Raw genomic sequence first — 21,549 nt, 5'->3', positions numbered from 1 at the left:
GGTAAATATGAACTATCTGGTTACCGGCGCGGCAGGGTTTATTGGTTTTCACGTTACCCAACGCCTTCTGTCGGCCGGTCACCAGGTTGTCGGTCTCGACAACCTGAATGATTATTATGATGTAAATCTTAAACGTGCCCGCCTGAATCAAATCACTTCTTCAGATTTTACTTTTATCGAAGGCGATTTATCTGACAGAGACGCAATAGCCTCACTGTTTGCAAAGCATGATTTCCAGCGCGTTATTCACCTGGGCGCGCAGGCCGGGGTTCGTTATTCCATTGATAATCCGCATGCTTATGCTGATGCCAATCTCACGGGGCACCTTAATATTCTCGAAGGTTGTCGTCATCATAAAATCGAGCATTTGCTGTACGCTTCTTCCAGCTCTGTTTACGGTCTTAATCGTAAAATGCCATTTTCTACCGACGATAGCGTAGACCATCCGGTTTCGCTGTATGCGGCAACGAAAAAAGCGAATGAGCTGATGTCTCACACCTATTCACATCTTTATGGTATCCCGACTACCGGTTTGCGTTTCTTTACCGTCTACGGACCGTGGGGACGCCCGGATATGGCGTTGTTTAAATTCACCCGCGCTATTATCGCGGGCGAAAGCATCGATGTTTATAACAACGGCGAAATGCGCAGGGATTTCACTTATATCGATGATATTACCGAATCGATTATCCGCCTGCAGGATGTGATCCCGCAAAAGGACCCAAACTGGACGGTAGAAACCGGTTCGCCAGCCACCAGTTCAGCGCCTTATCGCGTCTATAATATTGGCAACAGTCAGCCGGTTACCTTAATGGCTTATATAGAGGCGCTGGAAAAGGCGTTAGGGGTAGAGGCGCAGAAAAACATGCTGCCGATGCAACCGGGCGATGTGCTGGAAACCAGCGCGGATACGCAGGCGCTGTTTGAGGTGATCGGGTTTAAACCGCAAACGGGCGTGGAAGAGGGCATCAAACGCTTTGTAGAGTGGTATCGGGCTTTTTATAAGGTCTGAGATGAATAAAAAAAAGGAAGCCGGTGGCTTCCTTTTTTTTGGGCGCGGCCTGGTGTGACAAATACAACAAAAAGACCAATAAAAAACCCCATAACAAAATGGGGTTAAGAGAAGCACCCTGAACAGGAATTACAGCAGAAAATCATCCAGCTGCTTGCCTTCCTCTTCAATGGCTTTCTTGATTACCGCAGGAGTACGGCCCTGGCCAGTCCAGGTTTTGCTTTCGCCATTTTCATCAACGTATTTGTATTTAGCCGGGCGCGCAGCGCGTTTGGCTTTACCGCTGGTTTTGGTTGCTGCCATGGTCTGCAGCAGTTCATTCGGATCAATGCCGTCAGCAATCAGCATTTCACGATACTGTTGAAGTTTACGCGTACGCTCTTCAATTTCAGCCTGCGCCTGACTTTCTTCTTCGCGGCGCTCATTAACAACCACTTCCAGTTTCTCCAGCATCTCTTCCAGAGTTTCCAGAGTACATTCTCTGGCCTGGGCGCGCAGTGTACGGATGTTGTTCAGAATTTTAAGTGCTTCGCTCATTGTCCTAATCTCAAAATATATTGGGTGGGAGAAATGTTCTGCCTGATAATAATAGAGGTGGAAAAAAGGAACTGCAATAGTTAATTTTGTAAGAAATTCACAAAGTGATATTAAAGTGAGATTTGCATAACGCAATTGGCGGAAAGTTATAGTTGTCTCAGGCGAAAATAAGCAGGTCGCATTAAAGTCTATACTTAAACAGCCTTAGCCTTGCAGGGGATTATCTGTTCAGCTTAGCGCTCAAAATCAGCGTATAACCTAAAATGTTCTCTTCATTATGCTTAAAACGTGAAGGTTCATGGCGGGTAAAAAGGGGCATAATAAGAACGTGCTTTAGGATCTTATCATTTAATGCGGTGGCCCTGGATTATGCGCTAAGGCTGATGTTGTTTAACAAGCGCCGCGGTTATAGCAGAGAATCATATTGCAGGTTATCCCGCTGGGGGCGCAGACGCTATGATACAATCGTCAGCGTTTTTTTTGTTTAACCCTTTTGGCGGAGTTCGGCCCTATGGCTCAGCTTTATTTCTATTACTCGGCGATGAATGCCGGAAAATCCACCGCATTGTTGCAATCTTCTTATAATTATCAGGAAAGAGGCATGCGGACTTTGGTCTGGACCGCGGAGATAGACGATCGCTTTGGCAGCGGTAAAGTAAGTTCACGCATTGGCCTTTCATCACCGGCTAAATTGTTTAACAATCAGACTTTACTGATGCATGAAATTACTGAAGAACATGAGAAAAAGCCGGTACATTGCATACTGGTTGATGAATGCCAATTTTTGACGCGTGAACAAGTTCGGGAACTTTCTGATGTTGTCGATTATCTTGACATACCCGTATTGTGTTATGGCCTGCGTACTGATTTCCGGGGTGAATTATTTAGCGGCAGCCAGTATTTATTGGCGTGGGCCGATAAGCTCATCGAATTAAAAACCATTTGTCACTGTGGCCGCAAAGCAGGCATGGTGCTGCGTCTGGACAGCGCGGGCAAGCCCTATGCTGAAGGCGAGCAGGTGGTTATTGGTGGCAACGAGCGCTATGTTTCAATGTGCCGTAAACATTATAAAGAAACGCTGGCTAAGGGCTTTTTACCGCCCGTTGAGCGCGACTAAAGGGGTTAACTACCGATGGGGTGTTTATCGCCTTAAGAAAGCGTACAGGCGTTTTTAACAGGGAAGACACAGATCTTTTCAGGCAGGAGTGAAAAGGGCGTTGAGAGCGCAGAGATAAAAAAACCCGCCGAAGCGGGTTTTTTATTATCTGAAAATCAAACTTTTTTCGCTTTCTTCTCAGCTTTCGGCGCTTTGACCGGCTGTGCAATCATCGCTTCAGAAACGGACTCAAAGGGTTCTACATATTCACGACCGTAGAACGTATCCAGCATAATCTGTTTCAGTTCCGCAATCAGCGGATAGCGTGGGTTAGCGCCGGTACACTGGTCATCAAAGGCATCATCAGCCAGCTTGTCTACTTTCGCCAGGAAATCTGCTTCCTGAACGCCCGCCTCGCGGATAGATTTCGGGATCCCCAGCTGCGCTTTGATCTCTTCCAGCCACGCCAGCAGTTTTTCAATTTTCTGTGCGGTGCGGTCGCCGTCAGCGCTCAGACCAAGGTGATCGGCAACCTCGGCGTAACGACGGCGCGCTTGCGGACGATCGTACTGGCTGAACGCGGTCTGTTTAGTCGGGTTGTCATTCGCGTTATAGCGAATGACATTCGAAATCAGCAGGGCGTTTGCCAGGCCATGCGGAATATGGAACTCAGAGCCCAGTTTATGCGCCATGGAGTGACATACGCCAAGGAAGGCATTGGCGAAAGCGATACCGGCGATGGTGGCGGCGTTATGCACGCGTTCACGCGCAACCGGATTTTTTGCGCCATCGCGATAGCTGTCCGGCAGGTTTTCTTTCAGTAACTTCAGCGCCTGCAGCGCCTGGCCATCAGAGTATTCATTGGCCAGCACGGAAACATAGGCTTCAAGCGCATGGGTTACCGCATCAAGACCACCGAAAGCAGCCAGTGACTTCGGCATATTCATCACCAGGTTGGCATCCACAATCGCCATATCTGGGGTCAGCGCATAATCCGCCAGCGGATATTTCTGACCGGTAGCGTCATCGGTCACGACTGCAAACGGCGTGACTTCTGAACCGGTACCTGAAGTGGTTGTGACCGCGATCATTTTCGCCTTCACGCCCATTTTCGGGAACTTGTAGATACGTTTACGGATATCCATAAAGCGCAGCGCCAGCTCTTCGAAATGGGTTTCAGGATGCTCATACATCACCCACATGATTTTAGCTGCATCCATCGGAGAACCGCCGCCCAGAGCAATAATCACATCCGGTTTAAAGGAGTTCATCTGTTCCGCGCCTTTGCGCACGATGCTCAGCGTCGGGTCAGCTTCGACTTCAAAGAAAATTTCCGTTTCAACGCCGTGCGATTTCAGCACAGAGGTGATCTGGTCAGCATAGCCGTTATTAAACAGGAAGCGGTCGGTGACGATAAAGGCGCGTTTGGCGCCGTCGCTCGCCACTTCTTCAAGCGCAATCGGTAGCGAGCCGCGGCGGAAATAAATAGATTTAGGAAGTTTGTGCCACAACATATTCTCAGCTCGCTTGGCCACGGTTTTCTTATTGATAAGATGTTTAGGACCGACGTTTTCAGAAATAGAGTTGCCGCCCCATGAACCACAGCCCAGCGTCAGAGAAGGGGCCAGTTTAAAGTTATACAGGTCGCCGATGCCGCCCTGGGAAGCCGGGGTATTAATCAAAATGCGCGCGGTTTTCATTTTGTCGCCAAAATAGTTCACGCGTTCATGTTGGTTGTCCTGGTCGGTATAAAGACAAGAGGTATGACCGATACCGCCCATGGCCACCAGTTTTTCCGCTTTGCTCACCGCCTGTTCGAAATTTTCCGCACGATACATCGCCAGCGTCGGCGAAAGTTTTTCATGCGCGAACGGCTCAGATTCATCCACCAGCTGGACTTCACCGATCAGAATTTTGGTGCTGGCTGGAACGTTGATACCGGCCATTTCAGCAATTTTCACCGCGGGCTGACCCACGATAGCGGCGTTCAGGCCGCCGTTTTTCAGGATAATATCCTGTACTGCTTTCAGCTCTGCGCCCTGCAGCAGATAGCCGCCATGGCTAGCGAAACGCTCGCGTACCGCATCGTAAACCGCATCAACAACGATCACTGACTGCTCAGAAGCACAGATCACACCGTTATCAAACGTTTTCGACATCAGAATGGAGGCGACGGCACGCTTGATATCGGCGGTTTCGTCAATCACCACTGGCGTATTACCTGCGCCAACGCCGATAGCGGGTTTACCGGAACTGTATGCGGCTTTCACCATGCCCGGTCCGCCGGTTGCCAGAATCAGATTGATATCCGGGTGATGCATCAGCTGATTAGAAAGCTCAACGGAAGGCTGATCGATCCAGCCGATAATATCTTTCGGCGCACCGGCGGCGATAGCGGCCTGCAGCACTATATCTGCGGCTTTATTGGTGGCGTCTTTTGCCCGCGGATGCGGTGAGAAGATGATACCGTTACGGGTTTTAAGGCTAATCAGCGCTTTAAAAATAGCGGTAGAGGTAGGGTTCGTGGTCGGGACGATACCGCAAATCAAGCCGGTAGGTTCGGCGATAGTGATGGTGCCGAACGTATCGTCAGTGGCCAGGATGCCACAGGTCTTTTCATCTTTATAGGCATTGTAAATATATTCTGAGGCGAAGTGGTTTTTAATCACTTTGTCTTCCACAATACCCATTCCGGATTCTGCCACGGCCATTTTTGCCAGTGAAATACGTGCATCGGCAGCAGCCAGCGCGGCGGCACGGAAAATTTTATCAACCTGTTCTTGAGTGAAATTGGCGTATTCGCGCTGCGCTTGTTTTACTCGTTCAACAAGTGCGTTAAGTTCGGCGACATTGGTAACGGCCATAATGCTCTCCTGATGGAAGTTTAAACTCTTTTAGTAAACAAGCCTTATCGGGATGCGACATAACGCTTAACGGAGCAGGCAAATAACCTGATTTGCGCTTTACTTACTCCATGCTGTTTACTGAAAGAGTTTCTATGGCGCAGGTGCCAATAAGCGATGGCGTGCGTCGTTATCCATTCCTTTTGATGCGGTCAGCTTACCTGGATCGGGGTAGATGATTATTGATTCAGATCAATATTCCTTAAAGCTGACACCTTTCAGCTTGATTATTTTTTGACCACAATCACGCTTTGGCTAATCTGCTGTAAACGTGGAAGATTTTCGCATCATGGACTAAACAATAACTTAACATGAGTTTTTACGCCTGATTTTAGCGTTAAGTTAAGCTTATTATCCTGGCGTTAAGCGCTGGTAAGTGGATGATATTTCCATTAAATTAGGGCGGTTTTCATTGGCGCATTTGCGGAGAGTTTGTGAATACCCTTGCACTGGATCTGTCTGGCTATATTAAATTTTTTGTTGGCCTGTTTGCGCTGGTGAATCCCATCGGCATTATTCCTGTTTTTATCAGTATGACCAGCTACCAACCGGCGGCTGAAAGAAACAGGACTAACCTGACGGCGAACCTTGCCGTGGCGATTATTCTTTGGACTTCGCTGTTTCTCGGCGACGCCATTCTTCATGTCTTTGGCATCTCAATCGATTCTTTCCGCATCGCGGGCGGCATTCTGGTGGTGACTATCGCCATGTCGATGATTAGCGGCAAGCTGGGCGAGGATAAGCAGAACAAGCAGGAAAAATCAGAAACGGCGGTACGGGAAAGTATTGGCGTTGTCCCGTTGGCTTTGCCGTTAATGGCGGGACCGGGCGCTATCAGTTCAACCATTGTCTGGAGCACCCGCTATCACAGCTGGATTAACCTGCTGGCGTTTAGCATCGCCATTGCGCTGTTTGCTTTTTGCTGCTGGCTACTGTTTCGCGCCGCGCCGATGATGGTACGCGTGCTGGGGCAAACCGGGATCAACGTGATTACGCGTATCATGGGTTTATTGCTGATGGCGCTGGGTATTGAATTTATTGTCACCGGACTCAAAGCCAGCTTCCCGGGCCTGATTAATTAATTCTTCATAACCGGTGTTAGCGCGGCATCGGTTATTCTGATTTCTACCTTAGTGCCACTTAATTTTCCTCCTGAACGGTTTTTTGCCCTGAAAACGTGCAACCGCCGCAATTTGCTGCACTTTTACGGTGCACCTATTCATTCCGCTTAATAAACCCGAGCAGTTATTAGCTTAACTGCTGATTTTTCTGCGTCTTTCCCTTTTTCGGTGGGAAATGTGATTATTTTCACATCTATTGCTGCGTTACTTTTCTAATTTATAAGGCTTTTATCAGGGGTTTTACGCGGAAGGGAGGCGATCATTCTGTGTAAAGCAATTGTTATGATTTTTTGACTGTTTTTCACACAGTTGCTTTATTTGTCAGCAGCCAGTGACCCGCAATATGATATTTTTTCATTTAATATCAAAGCAATAAACCATAATTCATTGATAAAAATAACGCTTCCGTGTGATGAACGATCGTGATAAAAGAGAAATAGATAACATTTTTACTATTTGTTTTTGGCACAAGAAAAATTCATCTGTTAACTTCCAGTTAAAGATTTTTTTTGACCCTGGCAAAGTGAGAACGAATTTTGCTTTATAGCCTGCAGGTTACTCTCTAAGAGCAAAAGGTTTTATGAATCCAGCAATCCATTTAGGTTATGGCAAAGTCATAACCGCCGTTCTTGTGACTTTGTGTTGTCATGCCCAGGCCGCCAGCGTGCCGCCGACGGCGGTGTTAGCTCAGGATCAAAGCATTACCATTAATAACGGTACGGAAGTCGCCTCGCTGGATCCGCATAAAACGGAAGGCGTGCCGGAAAGCGATGTGATTACCAATTTGCTGGAGGGGCTGATTGCCACCGATAACCTGGGCCATATGGTGCCGGGCGTGGCTCAGCAGTGGCAGCAGCAGGGCAACGTCTGGACATTCACCTTGCGGCCGGACGCCCGCTGGAGCAATGGCGACCCGGTCACGGCAGCGGATTTTGTTTACAGCTGGCAGCGGCTGGTGGATCCGAAAACCGCGTCGCCCTACGCCAGTTTCCTGCAATATGCACATATTTTAAATGTTGATGAGATCATCGCTGGCAAGCAGCCGCCCTCCGCATTGGGCGTGAAAGCGCTGGATGACCATCATCTGCAGGTTACGTTGAGCCAGCCGGTACCCTATTTTACTGCAATGCTGGAACATACCGCGCTAAAACCGGTTCATCGTCAATCTATCGAAAAATGGGGCGATAAATGGACGCGCCCGGAGCATTACGTTGGCAACGGAGCCTATACGCTGAACAATTGGGTGGTTAATGAGAAAATTACCCTGAAGCGCAACCCGCACTATTGGGATAATGCGCATACGGTAATTGAAACTGCGACCTTTTTACCGATCAGCTCAGAAACCAGCGACGTTAACCGCTATCGCAGCGGCGGAATCGATATTACCAACAGCGCGGTACCGCCTGAACTGTTCCCGATGTTAAAGAAACAACTGGGCGCGCAGGTGCATGTCAGCCCTTATCTCTGCACTTTCTATTATGAACTGAATAACCAGCGCCCGCCGTTTAACGATGCGCGCGTGCGCGCGGCGGTTAAATTAACGCTCGATCGGCAAATCATCGCGGAAAAAATCATGGGGCAAGGGCAGATTCCCGCCTTTGGCTTTACGCCGCCCTATATCAATGGCGCTAATTTTAGCGCACCGGCCTGGTTTAATCAGAGCCAGGCTGAGCGCAACGCCACGGCGAAAAAACTGCTGGCTGAAGCGGGCTACAGCGCGCAAAAGCCGCTGACATTTAACTTGTTGTATAACACTTCCGATCAAAATAAAAAGCAGGCGATCGCCGCCGCGTCGATGTGGAAAAAGAACCTCGGCGCCAACGTCACGCTGCAAAATCAGGAGTGGAAAACCATGCTGAATACGCGGCACGAAGGGAATTACGATGTGGCGCGTGCTACCTGGTGCTCCGACTATAACGAACCGTCCACCTTCCTTAATATGCTGTTAAGCGACTCCTCAACCAATACGGGCTTTTACCGCAGCCCGGCATTTGATGCGCTAATGGCACAGACGCTGGTAGCGGATGATGCCCAGCGCACCGCGCTATATCAACAGGCGGAAGCGCAGCTGGATAACGATTCGGCGCTGGTGCCGGTCTATTACCGCGTCAGCGTACGGCTGGTAAAACCCTGGGTTGGCGGGTTCACCGGCAAAGATCCGCAGGACAGACAAAACGTTAAGTATTACTACATCACCAAACATTGATTCGCTGCCCGCTAAAAATGGCGGGCGGTAGATGATGGTAACCCTAGAAACAGGGAGCAAACCCTGTCCGGCTTCAGGTTCCGAAACCGATGACAGGTAACCCGTACAGCGGGGGAAAGCCGAAGGTTTATGCCTCGGTCATTATAAAAAAACTGGAGTAAACATGACCAACATCACCAAAAAAAGCCTGGCGGCGCTGGGCGTTATGGCAGCGCTGGGCGTATTAACCGCTAACAGTGCGCTGGCGGCCAACGTTCCGGCTGGCGTTCAACTGGCGGAAAAACAGGAGCTGGTAAGAGGCAACGGCGCTGAGCTGCAGTCGCTCGACCCACATAAAGTCGAAGGGGTGCCGGAAGCGTATGTGAGCCGCGATCTCTATGAAGGGTTGGTAATCAACGATGCCGACGGCAAGATTCAGCCGGGCGTGGCGGAAAGTTGGGAAAGCAAAGAGGGCGGTAAAGTCTGGATTTTCCATTTGCGTAACGGTGTGAAGTGGTCAAATGGCGAGCCGTTAACCGCCAATGATTTCGTTTACAGCTGGCGTCGCCTGGCCGATCCGAAAACTGCGTCGCCATACGCCAGCTATCTGCAATACGGCCATCTGCTCAACGTGGATGATATTATTGCCGGGAAAAAGACACCGGATACGCTGGGCGTGAAAGCGGTTGATGACCATACGCTGGAAGTGACGCTGAGTGAAGCCGTACCTTATTTTATTAAATTAGCGATTCACCACTCTATGTCCCCGGTTTATCGACCGGTGGTGGATAAGTTTGGCGATAAGTGGACGCAGCCGGAAAACTTTGTCGGCAACGGCGCCTTTAAGGTGAAAGAGTGGGTGATTAACGAACGCCTGGTGCTGGAGCGCAACCCGCAATACTGGGATAACGCCAAAACCGTGCTGAACAAAGTCACGTTCCTGCCGATCTCTTCTGAGGTAACGGATACCAACCGCTATCGCAGCGGCGGCAGCGACATGACCTATAATTATCTGCCGATTGAGCTGTATCAGAAACTGAAAAAAGAGATCCCGGAACAGATTCATGCCGACCCGTATCTCTGCACCTATTACTACGAAATTAACAACCAGAAGCCGCCGTTTAACGATCCGCGCGTACGTGCCGCGCTGAAGCTGGGTATCGATCGCGATATCATCGTTAATAAGGTCAAGGCGCAGGGTGAAGATCCGGCGTGGAGCTATACGCCGCCGTTTACCGATGGTATCAGTCTGACCAAACCGGAATGGATGAACCTGACCCAGCAGCAACGCAATGAAGAGGCGAAAAAGCTGCTGGCCGAAGCGGGCTATACGGCGGATAAACCGCTGTCATTCAGCCTGCTGTATAACACGTCCGATCTGCATAAAAAGCTGGCGATTGCCGCCGCCTCAATCTGGAAGAAAAACCTCGGCGTTGAGGTGAAGCTGCAAAACCAGGAGTGGAAAACGTTCCTTGATACACGCCATCAGGGCAACTTCGATGTAGCGCGCGCTGGCTGGTGTGCTGACTATAACGAACCTACCAGCTTCCTGAATACCATGCTCTCTGACAGCAGCAATAACACCTCGCATTATAAGAACCCTGAATTCGATAAGCTGCTGGCGCAGGCGTTAAGCGCGAAAGACGAAGCGGCGCGCAGCCAGCTGTATAGCGAAGCGGAAAAGCTACTGGATAAAGATTCCGCTATCGTGCCTGTTTATTATTATAAAAACCTGCGTCTGGTGAAACCTTACGTCGGCGGTTATACCGGCAAAGATCCGCTGGATAATTCGCATGATAAAGATCTCTATATCATCAAACATTAATGCAGGTTTCCGGGCGGCCTCAGGCCGCCCATTTTGAGCTATATGGCTTCTGTTTTACAGCAGAAGCCAGATTCATCAGGTATGAGCAATGTTAAAATTCATCCTGCGTCGCTGCCTTGAGGCAATTCCGACGCTGTTTATTCTGATTACTATCTCATTCTTTATGATGCGCCTCGCGCCCGGCAGCCCTTTTACCGGTGAACGCACCTTAACGCCGGAAGTGATGGCCAATATCGAAGCGAAATATCATTTAAACGATCCGATGTGGAAGCAGTATGTCGATTACCTTGCGCAGCTGGCCCACGGCGATTTCGGTCCGTCGTTTAAATATAAAGATTATTCCGTAAACGATTTAGTTGCCGGTTCATTCCCGGTTTCCGCCAAACTTGGCGCGGCGGCTTTTATTTTTGCCGTGCTGCTGGGCGTCACCGCGGGCGTGGTTGCCGCGTTAAAACAGAACAGTAAATGGGATTATGCGGTAATGGGGGTGGCAATGACCGGCATCGTCATACCCAGTTTTGTGGTGGCGCCGCTGCTGGTATTAATCTTTTCCATTACCCTGAAATGGTTGCCCGGCGGCGGCTGGAACGGCGGCGCGCTGAAATTTATGATCCTGCCAATGGTGGCGCTGTCCCTTGCCTATATCGCCAGCATTGCACGTATTACGCGTGGCTCGATGATTGAGGTGATGCACTCCAATTTTATTCGTACCGCCCGTGCGAAAGGCCTGCCGACGCGGCGTATTGTGTTACGTCACGCCTTAAAGCCCGCGCTGCTACCGGTACTCTCTTACCTGGGGCCCGCCTTTGTCGGCATTATTACCGGTTCGATGGTTATCGAAACCATCTATGGGCTGCCAGGAATCGGCCAGCTGTTTGTTAATGGCGCGCTAAACCGTGATTATTCATTGGTGCTGAGCCTGACCATTTTGGTCGGCACATTAACTATTGTGTTTAACGCCATCGTTGACGTGCTGTATGCCGTTATCGATCCGAAAATTCGTTATTAATACCGGGGCTCGCCATGATTTTAAGTAAGAAAAATAGCGACGCTCTTGATACGTTCAGTGAAAAGCTGGAAGTGGAAGGGCGCAGCTTGTGGCAGGACGCGCGGCGTCGCTTTATACATAACCGTGCGGCGCTGGCCAGCCTGTTTATTTTATTGCTGATCGCGCTGTTTGTGATTATTGCGCCATGGGTCTCTCCGTTTACCTATGATGATACCGACTGGGCAATGATGTCCGCCGCGCCGGATATGGAATCAGGTCACTATTTTGGCACCGACTCTTCAGGGCGCGATCTGTTAGTGCGCGTGGCGATTGGCGGACGCATCTCACTGATGGTAGGTATCGCCGCCGCGCTGGTGGCGGTTGTCGTCGGCACCCTGTATGGCACGTTGGCAGGCTACCTGGGCGGCAAAACCGATTCTGTCATGATGCGTTTGCTGGAAATTCTGAACTCCTTTCCGTTTATGTTCTTTGTGATCCTGCTGGTTACCTTTTTTGGGCAAAACATCCTGCTGATCTTTGTCGCTATCGGCATGGTTTCCTGGCTCGATATGGCGCGAATTGTGCGCGGGCAGACATTAAGCCTGAAGCGCAAAGAATATATTGAGGCTGCTCAGGTTGGCGGCGTGTCAACCATCAAAATTGTGCTGCGCCATATCGTGCCTAACGTATTGGGCGTGGTGGTGGTTTACGCCTCACTGCTGGTGCCGGGCATGATCCTGTTTGAATCCTTCCTGAGTTTCCTTGGCCTTGGCACCCAGGAGCCGCTGAGCAGCTGGGGCGCGTTGCTGAGCGACGGGGCCAACTCGATGGAAGTGTCGCCGTGGCTGCTGCTGTATCCGGCGGGTTTTCTGGTGATTACCCTGTTCTGTTTTAACTTTATCGGCGATGGCCTGCGTGATGCCCTCGACCCGAAAGATCGTTAAGGAGTTTCCCGATGAGTACGATTGAAGTTCAGCCAGCGATGGCGAAAAGCGCGGGAAGCGACTTACTGCTTGACGTGAAGGATTTACGCGTCACTTTTGCTACGCCAGACGGCGACGTCACGGCGGTGAATGACCTGAACTTCAGCCTGCGGGCGGGAGAGACGTTAGGCATTGTTGGTGAATCCGGTTCCGGGAAATCGCAAACCGCGTTTGCGCTGATGGGCTTGTTGGCCAATAACGGGCGCATCGGCGGTTCCGCGCGCTTTAACGGGCGCGAAATCCTTAATCTGCCGGAGAAGCAGCTGAATGCGCTGCGCGCCGAACAGATGGCGATGATTTTCCAGGATCCCATGACCTCGCTAAATCCCTATCTACGGGTAGGCGATCAGCTGATGGAAGTGTTACAGCTGCATAAAGGCATGAGCAAAGCGCAAGCGTTTGAAGAGTCGGTGCGCATGCTGGATGCGGTGAAAATGCCGGAGGCGCGCAAGCGCATGAAAATGTATCCGCATGAGTTTTCCGGCGGTATGCGTCAGCGCGTGATGATTGCCATGGCGCTGCTCTGCCGGCCGAAGCTGCTGATTGCCGATGAGCCGACCACCGCGCTGGACGTTACGGTGCAGGCACAAATCATGACGCTGCTGAATGAGCTGAAGCACGAGTTTAACACCGCCATTATCATGATCACCCATGACCTGGGCGTGGTGGCGGGCATCTGTAATAAAGTGCTGGTGATGTACGCCGGGCGCACCATGGAATATGGCAACGCGCGCGACGTATTTTATCATCCTGCGCATCCTTACGCGCTGGGGCTGCTGAATGCGGTGCCGCGGCTGGATACCGAAGGCGAGTCGCTGCTGACCATTCCGGGTAATCCGCCTAACCTGCTGCGTCTGCCAAAAGGGTGTCCGTTTCAGCCCCGTTGCCCGTATGCCATGGAAATCTGTGCCGCGCCGCCGCCGCTGGAGGCCTTTGGTGAAGGGCGTCTGCGCGCCTGCTTTAAGCCGGTGGAGGAGTTAGTATGAACGCCGTAGCTGAGAAAAAAGTTCTGCTCGAAATTGCCGATCTCAAAGTGCATTTCGATATTAAAGATGGCAAACAGTGGTTCTGGCAGCCGCCGAAAACCCTGAAGGCGGTAGATGGCGTCAGTCTGCGTCTCTATGAAGGCGAAACGCTGGGCGTGGTGGGCGAGTCCGGCTGTGGCAAATCCACGCTGGCGCGGGCGATTATCGGCCTGGTCAAAGCCACCGATGGCCGCGTCGCCTGGCTGGGGCGCGATCTGCTGGGACAGAGCGATGAAGAGTGGCGTAAAGCACGCAGCGATATCCAGATGATTTTCCAGGATCCGCTGGCTTCGCTTAACCCACGCATGAACATCGGCGACATTATTGCGGAGCCGCTGCGCACTTACCATCCCAGCATGCCGCGTCAGGAAATAAAAGATCGTGTGAAAGCGATGATGATGAAGGTGGGGCTGCTGCCGAACCTGATTAACCGCTATCCGCATGAGTTTTCCGGCGGTCAGTGCCAGCGTATCGGTATCGCCCGCGCGCTGATTCTGGAGCCAAAGCTGATCATTTGTGATGAGCCGGTGTCGGCGCTGGATGTCTCTATTCAGGCGCAGGTGGTAAATCTGCTGCAACAGCTACAGCGTGAAATGGGGCTATCGCTGATTTTTATTGCCCACGATCTGGCGGTAGTGAAACACATTTCCGATCGCGTGTTGGTGATGTACCTGGGGCATGCGGTCGAGCTGGGCACTTACAGCGAGGTGTATAACAATCCGCAGCATCCTTATACCCGCGCGCTGATGTCTGCGGTTCCGATCCCCGATCCCGATCGGGAAAAGAACAAAACTATCCAGCTGCTGGAGGGAGAACTGCCTTCGCCAATTAATCCGCCGTCGGGCTGCGTATTCCGTACCCGCTGTCCGATTGCCGGGCCTGAATGCGCAAAAACCCGCCCGCTGCTGGAGGGCAGCTTCCGTCACGCGGTCTCCTGCCTGAAGGTCGATCCACTGTAGTATTGCGTGATAAAAAAAGGCTGCCTGAGGCAGCCTTTTTTCTTGCGCCCAGGGACGTTATTCACGCCACAGAATATGGCACAGTTTATGATCTTTCTCGCGGCACAGCAGAACGCGGGCAAAGACGTCGGTTACCGGCTCGCCTTCCGCTTCACCCAGTCCAATCACCACTTCGGCAAAAAAGTCGGGGTTAAGATCGTAATCGACATGCTCACTCCAGTCTTCGGAAGGATCGAACAGCTCCGCGCCGCCGCGTTCTTCAAACTGCAAATTAAACAGGATGATATCGGCCGGGTCGAGGTTATCGCCCGCCAGCTCCAGAAAAATATCGTAAGCCTGTTCCAGCGTTTCATCTTCAGTAAGACGGTTATTTAAGTCCATGATTGATCCCGTATGCCCGCAGGCGTCATCGCATTTCCGCACCTTTTACAGCAACGGACTAAAGAAGTAAAACAGTCGTTCAACGATCCGCTGCCACCAGGGACGACGCGCCCAGCGTTTAGCATCCACCAGCCGGGAACGGGCGATATAATCATCCTGCACATGCGCCAAATCGTTGCCGAAGCCATCGTCATCAATAACCAGCGTGATTTCGAAATTCAGCCATAGGCTGCGCATATCAAGGTTAACGGTGCCGATCAGGCTCAGTTGCCCATCCACCAGCACGCTTTTGGTATGCAGCAGGCCGCCTTCAAACTGATAAATTTTTACGCCCGCTTCCAGCAGCTCGGTAAAGAACGCGCGGCTGGCCCAGCCCACCAGCAGAGAATCATTGTGGCGCGGCACAATAATGCTGACGTCAACCCCGCGCAGCGCCGCCGTACAGATGGCATGCAGCAAATCATCGCTGGGCACAAAGTAGGGCGTGGTCATAATCAGCTGCTGGCGAGCGGAATAGACCGCTGTTAACAGCGCCTGATGGATCATATCTTCCGGGAAACCAGGGCCGGAGGCGATCACCTGAATAATATGGCCGCTCTCCTGCTCAAAAGGCATCACGTTAGTGTCGGGCGGCGGCGGCAAAATGCGTTTACCGGTTTCAATTTCCCAGTCGCAGGAGTAGATGATGCCCATGGTGGTCGCCACCGGGCCTTCCATGCGCGCCATCAAATCGATCCACTGGCCCACACCGGCATCCTGTTTAAAATAGCGCGGGTCAACCAGATTCATGCTGCCGGTATAGGCAATATAGTTATCAATCAGCACGACCTTTCGGTGCTGACGGAGATCCATCCGGCGCAGAAAAACACGCAGCAGGCTCACCTGAAGCGCCTCGACCACATCAATTCCGGCATTGCGCATCATCGCAGGCCACTGGCTGCGAAAAAAGGTCACGCTACCGGCGGAATCCAGCATTAACCGACAGTGTACGCCGCGCCGCGCCGCCGCCATCAGCGATTCCGCAACGTCATCCGCCAGGCCGCCCGGGTGCCAGATATAAAACACCATCTCAATATTATGGCGCGCCAGCTGGATGTCGCGGATCAGCGCCTTCATGGTGTCGTCTGTGCTGGTCAGCAGCTGCAGCTGATTGCCCTTAACCCCGGCAATGCCCTGACGATTTTCGCACAGCTGAAATAACGAGCGCGCTACGTCGCTGTGTTCGGTGGCAAAAATAGAGTGACAACTTTTTAAATCATTCAGCCAGCGCGCGGTCGAGGGCCACATGGTGCGCGCACGTTCCGCGCGTCGTTTACCCAGGTAAAGCTCGCCAAAGGAAAGATAAGCAATAATGCCGACCAGCGGCAGAATATAGATAATCAACAGCCAGGCCATCGCTGAGGTTACCGCACGGCGTTTCATCAGAATACGCAGCGTCACGCTGGCAATCAGTAACCAGTAGCCGAAAAATAATAGCCAGCTAATCAGAGTGTAAAAGGTGGTCATTAAGTGGAAATCCGGTTCGCGCTTTGATGCAGGAAGTGTACGTGGAGATAGCCAGCGGCGAAACCCTTTGTCGTTCATCGGTAACGGGAAGGATGTTGCCGCCAGGTGAAAAGGGCTATAATGCGGCGCGTTGTTTGGCAATCGGACATATATTATGAGGCGAAGCAGGAATGAAGTTGCTCGCTGGCGTATGTTGCGTCAGGTCCAACGTAAAAAGGCGCGCTGGCTGGAAGGGCAGTCGCGGCGTTATCGGCGCATCCACAATATTCGCCACCAGCTGGCGCAGCAGCAAGGCCGTTCAGTGCTGTTTATCAACAACTTCTGGTAATAAAAAAAAGGGAGCGTTCAGGCTCCCTTGATGTTTCTCTGAGGCGGCTCATCCCCGCATAGTTATCTTTACCCGCAAGCCAGCCAGCTCTGGTTAAAATACGCGCTTAAACGGCTTCACGGCGACCTGTTTATAGACGCCCGCTGCGATATAAGGGTCATCCTCAGCCCAGGACTGCGCCGCTTCCAGTGAAGGAAACTCAGCGATCACCGTTGAGCCGGTAAAACCCGCGGCACCCGGTTCGTTACTGTCAACCGCAGGCATCGGGCCCGCCACAATTAAACGACCTTCATCGCGCAGCAGTTGCAAACGAGCAAGGTGGGCCGGACGAACGGCGCTGCGCTTTTCCAGCGAATCGGCGCTGTCTTCGGCATAAATGACATATAGCACGGTAGTTACTCCTGTAGGGGCGGGTCAGTTTGGCAGTTACGTTAAGTTATCGTAAAGTTTTGTGCAAATGAAAAGATAATGGCTTGTTGACCTGCGGCAATGAACGCGGGTTTTATCCTTTTTTCTTTCCTCCGGGGTCGAGGGGTTGTTGAAATTGATTGCTATTTGCATCTAAAATTGCAGCCTCACTTGACCAAACGAATAGTTATGACAACGCTGACGACTCCTTTACCTCGCCGCTTATCAGTATCCATGTTGCTTTCAGTGGCGCTGCACGGCAGCGTGATTGCCGCTTTGTTGTATGCTTCGTTTAACCGGAGCGTTGAAGCGCCTAAAATGTCGCAGCCGATCAGCGTCTCGCTGGTGGCGCCAGAGGTGCAACCGCAGGCACAGCCGACACCGCAGCCTGCGCCGGAACCGGAACCGCAGCCGGAACCTGAGCCAGAGCCGCAGCCCGCGCCGGAACCGCCTAAGCCGGAACCGGTGCCGATACCAAAACCCGAGCCGAAGCCGAAACCCAAGCCGAAGCCGAAGCCGGTGAAAAAAGAGGTGGTGAAGCCGCGCAAAGAGGTTAAGCCGCAGACCGAGCCGCGTCCGGCATCGCCTTTCCAGGAAAACAGCGCCAAAACCACGGCGGCTAAACCCTCGACGGCACCGAAAACGTCGCCCGCGCCGTCAAATACCGTCTCCGATGGGCCGCGCGCGCTGAGCGTCGGCAAGCCGGGTTATCCCGCGCGCGCTTTTGCTTTGCGTATTGAAGGCCGGGTGCGGGTGCAATATGACGTGGATAGCAGCGGGCGCGTTGATAACATCCGCATTCTGTCAGCGCAGCCGCGTAATATGTTTGAGCGCGATGTGAAGCAGGCGATGAGAAAATGGCGCTATGAGAGCGGCAAGCCAGGCAGCAACCTGACGATGACTATCGTGTTTCGCATTAATGGCGGCACCAGCCTCGAATAACCGGCTGGCTAAAACCCGCGTGTTAAGCAAAAAACAGAGGTGTCGCGCGTGCGCGGCATCTCTGTTTTACATGGTGGACGCAGCGCTTTATTCAGCGCTGGACGGCGTCTGTTGATTATTTCTTCCTGCCGGTAGCGGGCGAGATTTTCCTTCTTCATCCACGGCGACATAGATAAATATTGCCTCGGTAGTACAGTAAAACTGACCCAGCGGTTCAGAAGAGACTTTTTTTATCCATACTTCAACGTTAATGGTCATTGAGCTGCTGCCGGTGCGGATACAGCGGGCATAGCAGCTCACCACATCGCCCACCGCAACCGGTTTGAGAAACGTCATGCCATCGACGCGTACCGTCACCACGCGCCCTTCGGCGATCTCTTTGGCCAGAATCGCGCCGCCAATATCCATCTGCGCCATTAGCCAGCCGCCAAAAATATCGCCGTTAGCGTTGGTATCGGCCGGCATCGCCAGCGTGCGTAACACCATTTCGCCTTGCGGCTTACGATTATTATCCATTGCTCAGTTCTTCAGTTAAGGCAATAAAAACCCGGCGCGTATTGGCCGGGCGGAACCGCGTTATTTTCCCTGCTGGGGCATCAGACGATAAATATAAACGCCGCTCAGCAAGGTAAACAGCAGCGTCAGGCCGGTCAGCCCGAACACTTTAAAATTAACCCAAAATGCCTGCGACAGCCAAAAAGCGACGTAGATATTGGCCAGCCCGCACGCCAGGAAAAACAGCGCCCAGGCCATATTCAATTTGCGCCAGGCGTGCTGCGGCAACACCAGCTCTTTCCCCAGCATGCTTTGAATCAACGGTTTTTCCATAAAAAGCTGGCTGAATAATAACGCCAGGGCAAACAGCGTATAAATCACCGTAACCTTCCACTTAATAAACTCATCGTTGTGGAAAACCAGCGTCAGGGTGCCGAACACCGTTACCAGCGCAAAGGTAAAAAGCGCCATTTTTTCCAGCTTGCGATAAAGGAACCAGCTGGCAACCAACGCCAGGCCGGTTGCGGCAATCAGCGCGCCGGAGGCCACGTAAATATCGTACAGCTTATAAAAAACGAAAAAGACCACCAGCGGAAGAAAATCGAGTAGTTGCTTCATAATGAATTCCAGATCGTGCCCGCACACTAAAACATAACGGCATACCAACGTATGCCGTCAAGTCTTAACGCAGCAGCATATAAAGACGGAACAGATAAATAACCAGAATTGCCGAAACCAGGTTGCTTAAGGCATTAAGCAGCACTGAGGCGACGTTGGCCGGTAAAACGGTAAAGGAAGAGGCCAGCAGCAGCAGCGCCATTTTTGCCAGCAGCCAGACGATCACCGCTGGTGCAATCAGACGAATATGTGACCAGGCGAGACGGGCGCTGGTGCGCATGGCGGCAAAAATACCGGTTTTCTCAATCGCCATCACCACCGGCGCCAGAGAAAGCAGGATGCCCAAAATAACGCCGGGCAGCACCAGCACCATAAAGCCCAGTTGCACCACGAGGGTAATGAGAAAGGTCAGCAGCAGCAAACGCGGTAGCAGCGGCGCGGCAGCACCGATGGCACGCAGCGCGCTGGTGCGCTGACCCGCCGATACCAGCGGAATCAAGCAGAGCATCGCGCCGAGCAGCAGCGTATTGCCCACCAGCGAGGCAAAGGTACCGGCTGCTGACGCGCGTAACAGCACCTGCTGCTGTTCCGGCGTCAGGTTTTGGATTACCTCGATTAACGACGTCGCGCCGCCATTATCGCCTTCGCTCAGAATCGAGAGTTGTTCGGCGCCCGGCGTCAACGCATGGCCGATCACCACCGTAATCAGTGACGTCAGTAAGGCTATCAGCACAATAGTGACCAGCTGATGGCGCAAAAAATTTCCCGTGTCACGGTATAGCGAGCCCGCCGTGATGGACATGTACACTCCTTTGGTAATTACCGGTTTACAGATCCGGCGATTGTACATGGTCTGGCGTGGGACTGGCACCCAGACTTACATAACTTTCAGTAAGCGGCGGAATTGATGAAGAAAACAGCGGCGGCAGGCCATATTTTGCTCGTGCGCGGTCGCAGGTTTCATTCAACACACCGTTTTCACCCGACATCGCAAATTCACGACAGGGCATGGGGCGGCATCGAACCAAAATCACACGGAAGATCAGCAAAGTAACCCTTCATGTAACTTCCCGCAACGGAAATTTCACAGGTGTTACCGCTTTGTTTATTGATCTAAATCAATGTTGGCTTTTTTAAGCAGACTGAAAAAATTGATCTACATGATTTTTCAGCCGTTTCGTTGTAAAAGGTGTTCTTGATTCTTTCCCGCTACTTAAGAATAGGTAGTGGTTAATCCTTTTTAATTAAACAAGGAGTAGTTATGAAACGGGCTGCATTAGCGTTGGCATTTCTCTCGGCTGTACCGGTGATGGCCAGCGCGCATCAGGCGGGTGATTTTTTTATGCGTGCGGGTAGCGCGACGATACGTCCCACCGAGGGATCGGATAATGTGCTGGGAATGGGCTCTTTTGACGTCGATAACAATACGCAGCTTGGCCTGACCTTCACCTGGATGGCGACCGATAACGTTGGCTTTGAACTGCTGGCGGCGACGCCGTTTCGCCATAAAGTCGGCCTGGCGGCAACGGGCACGCTGGCAACCGTACGTCAGCTGCCGCCTACGCTGATGGCGCAATATTACTTTTTCGACAGCAACAGTAAGCTGCGTCCTTATATCGGCGCCGGGATTAACTACACCACGTTTTATGACGCTGATTTTAATCAGACCGGGCGCGATGCGGGCCTGAGTGATTTAAGCGTTAAAGATTCTTGGGGCGTGGCCGGTCAGGTGGGGCTGGATTATGAGCTTGATCAGGACTGGATGCTGAATATGTCCGTCTGGTATATGGATATTGATACCGAAGTTAAATTCAAAGCGGGCGGGCAGCAGCAAAATATCGATACGCGTATCGATCCCTGGGTATTCTTCTTTGGCTTAGGTTATCGTTTCTGATAGCACCGCTAAAGGTTTCAGGCCGCTGAAAAGGCGGCCTGAGCGAAAATAATTTAATTTTCATAACCTCTGTTTTTCTCTATTTCCTTCCCATGCTGGCTTTCTATGCCATTCTTATAAAAGCACGTTGATTGATAATAAAAACTAACCCGTAGCGTCCATAAAGACAACTGTAGCGTTATTAAAAGTAAGCGTTAGGCTGCTATGCCAGCGCAATGGCATCATATTAGCGCCCACCCTTTAAATAAGTATAAAAAATCAATATTAATGCAGGCCGTAAAAAGCGTTTATTGATAGTAATGGCGCCCGGAAGCGTTTTTAATCGACAACCCAAAACGTAACA

The 21,549-nt window shown here is 51.7% G+C and carries 20 protein-coding genes and 1 pseudogene; 12 read left to right on the top strand and 9 right to left on the bottom strand.

From position 1 onward, the window contains the following. The first annotated feature begins 7 nt into the window (after positions 1-7). Positions 8-1,012: an NAD-dependent epimerase gene (locus tag J2X14_RS05075; protein ID WP_352410090.1), complete on the top strand. Its 1,005-nt coding sequence runs from the start codon at positions 8-10 to the stop codon at positions 1,010-1,012. A 129-nt stretch (positions 1,013-1,141) separates the two neighbouring features. Here J2X14_RS05075 and hns read toward each other — a convergent pair whose 3' ends face one another. Continuing rightward, a complete protein-coding gene (hns, locus tag J2X14_RS05070) occupies positions 1,142-1,549 on the bottom strand; it encodes a histone-like nucleoid-structuring protein H-NS (RefSeq protein WP_085071573.1) in 408 nt (135 codons plus the stop codon). 511 nt (positions 1,550-2,060) lie between these two features. Between hns and tdk the strand changes: the two genes are divergently transcribed. Beyond that, complete coding sequence (tdk, locus tag J2X14_RS05065; protein ID WP_352410089.1) at positions 2,061-2,666, top strand: thymidine kinase; 606 nt, start codon at positions 2,061-2,063, stop codon at positions 2,664-2,666. Positions 2,667-2,821: 155 nt separating this feature from the next. On the opposite strand, the gene adhE is transcribed toward tdk, so the two are convergent. Beyond that, positions 2,822-5,509 (bottom strand): bifunctional acetaldehyde-CoA/alcohol dehydrogenase, encoded by a 2,688-nt coding sequence (gene adhE, locus J2X14_RS05060; protein ID WP_352410088.1) that lies wholly within the window; start codon positions 5,507-5,509, stop codon positions 2,822-2,824. Between the two features lie 473 nt (positions 5,510-5,982). Between adhE and J2X14_RS05055 the strand changes: the two genes are divergently transcribed. The 7 genes from J2X14_RS05055 (at position 5,983) to oppF (ending at position 14,634) form a co-directional block, all read left to right on the top strand. Further along, a complete protein-coding gene (locus J2X14_RS05055) occupies positions 5,983-6,630 on the top strand; it encodes a YchE family NAAT transporter (RefSeq protein WP_352410087.1) in 648 nt (215 codons plus the stop codon). Positions 6,631-7,249: 619 nt separating this feature from the next. Then, positions 7,250-8,875, top strand: a complete 1,626-nt coding sequence (locus J2X14_RS05050; RefSeq protein ID WP_352410086.1) for an ABC transporter substrate-binding protein — start codon at positions 7,250-7,252, stop codon at positions 8,873-8,875. Between the two features lie 163 nt (positions 8,876-9,038). After that, positions 9,039-10,679: an oligopeptide ABC transporter substrate-binding protein OppA gene (gene oppA, locus J2X14_RS05045; protein WP_352410085.1), complete on the top strand. Its 1,641-nt coding sequence runs from the start codon at positions 9,039-9,041 to the stop codon at positions 10,677-10,679. An 88-nt stretch (positions 10,680-10,767) separates the two neighbouring features. Further along, entirely contained in the window at positions 10,768-11,688 is a 921-nt protein-coding gene (gene oppB / locus J2X14_RS05040; RefSeq protein WP_352410084.1) for an oligopeptide ABC transporter permease OppB, read from the top strand. Positions 11,689-11,702: 14 nt separating this feature from the next. Continuing rightward, entirely contained in the window at positions 11,703-12,611 is a 909-nt protein-coding gene (oppC, locus tag J2X14_RS05035; RefSeq protein WP_250650071.1) for an oligopeptide ABC transporter permease OppC, read from the top strand. An 11-nt stretch (positions 12,612-12,622) separates the two neighbouring features. Beyond that, on the top strand, positions 12,623-13,636 hold the full coding sequence (locus J2X14_RS05030) for an ABC transporter ATP-binding protein (protein WP_352410083.1): 1,014 nt from the start codon (positions 12,623-12,625) through the stop codon (positions 13,634-13,636). Beyond that, positions 13,633-14,634, top strand: coding sequence for a murein tripeptide/oligopeptide ABC transporter ATP binding protein OppF (gene oppF, locus J2X14_RS05025; protein ID WP_352410082.1), 1,002 nt, complete (start codon positions 13,633-13,635; stop codon positions 14,632-14,634). The genes J2X14_RS05030 and oppF overlap by 4 nt, the downstream gene beginning before the upstream one ends. Before the next feature lie 57 nt (positions 14,635-14,691). Here the strand turns inward: oppF and J2X14_RS05020 are convergent, their stop codons facing one another. Both J2X14_RS05020 and cls read right to left on the bottom strand, forming a co-directional pair. Then, positions 14,692-15,015: an HI1450 family dsDNA-mimic protein gene (locus tag J2X14_RS05020; protein WP_352410081.1), complete on the bottom strand. Its 324-nt coding sequence runs from the start codon at positions 15,013-15,015 to the stop codon at positions 14,692-14,694. 45 nt (positions 15,016-15,060) lie between these two features. After that, positions 15,061-16,521 (bottom strand): cardiolipin synthase, encoded by a 1,461-nt coding sequence (gene cls, locus J2X14_RS05015; RefSeq protein WP_352410080.1) that lies wholly within the window; start codon positions 16,519-16,521, stop codon positions 15,061-15,063. 154 nt (positions 16,522-16,675) lie between these two features. Here cls and J2X14_RS05010 point away from each other — a divergent pair, with 154 nt between their 5' ends. Beyond that, complete coding sequence (locus tag J2X14_RS05010) at positions 16,676-16,849, top strand: YciY family protein (protein ID WP_352410079.1); 174 nt, start codon at positions 16,676-16,678, stop codon at positions 16,847-16,849. 93 nt (positions 16,850-16,942) lie between these two features. Here J2X14_RS05010 and J2X14_RS05005 read toward each other — a convergent pair whose 3' ends face one another. Continuing rightward, on the bottom strand, positions 16,943-17,239 hold the full coding sequence (locus tag J2X14_RS05005; RefSeq protein WP_352410078.1) for a YciI family protein: 297 nt from the start codon (positions 17,237-17,239) through the stop codon (positions 16,943-16,945). A gap of 207 nt (positions 17,240-17,446) precedes the next feature. Here J2X14_RS05005 and tonB point away from each other — a divergent pair, with 207 nt between their 5' ends. After that, positions 17,447-18,199 (top strand): TonB system transport protein TonB, encoded by a 753-nt coding sequence (gene tonB / locus J2X14_RS05000; RefSeq protein ID WP_352410077.1) that lies wholly within the window; start codon positions 17,447-17,449, stop codon positions 18,197-18,199. Between the two features lie 87 nt (positions 18,200-18,286). Here the strand turns inward: tonB and yciA are convergent, their stop codons facing one another. From yciA to J2X14_RS04980, 4 genes and pseudogenes are all read right to left on the bottom strand, one after another. Further along, positions 18,287-18,715: an acyl-CoA thioester hydrolase YciA gene (yciA, locus tag J2X14_RS04995; RefSeq protein ID WP_352410076.1), complete on the bottom strand. Its 429-nt coding sequence runs from the start codon at positions 18,713-18,715 to the stop codon at positions 18,287-18,289. Positions 18,716-18,775: 60 nt separating this feature from the next. Beyond that, on the bottom strand, positions 18,776-19,312 hold the full coding sequence (locus tag J2X14_RS04990; RefSeq protein WP_352410075.1) for a septation protein A: 537 nt from the start codon (positions 19,310-19,312) through the stop codon (positions 18,776-18,778). Between the two features lie 64 nt (positions 19,313-19,376). Further along, the gene (locus J2X14_RS04985; protein ID WP_352410074.1) at positions 19,377-20,114 is read right to left on the bottom strand and encodes a YciC family protein; all 738 of its coding nucleotides are present in this window, start codon (positions 20,112-20,114) and stop codon (positions 19,377-19,379) included. 25 nt (positions 20,115-20,139) lie between these two features. Next, positions 20,140-20,328 (bottom strand): annotated as a pseudogene (locus J2X14_RS04980) (YkgJ family cysteine cluster protein); the annotation flags it as partial. 245 nt (positions 20,329-20,573) lie between these two features. Between J2X14_RS04980 and ompW the strand changes: the two are divergent. Continuing rightward, positions 20,574-21,206 carry an outer membrane protein OmpW gene (gene ompW, locus J2X14_RS04975; protein ID WP_352410073.1) on the top strand — a complete coding sequence of 211 codons (633 nt, stop codon included), beginning with the start codon at positions 20,574-20,576 and terminating at the stop codon, positions 21,204-21,206. Positions 21,207-21,549 lie beyond the last annotated feature (343 nt).

The organism is Mixta sp. BE291 (genome assembly GCF_031457955.1).
Classification (GTDB): domain Bacteria; phylum Pseudomonadota; class Gammaproteobacteria; order Enterobacterales; family Enterobacteriaceae; genus Mixta.
This window is presented reverse-complemented; position numbering and strand designations above follow the sequence as displayed.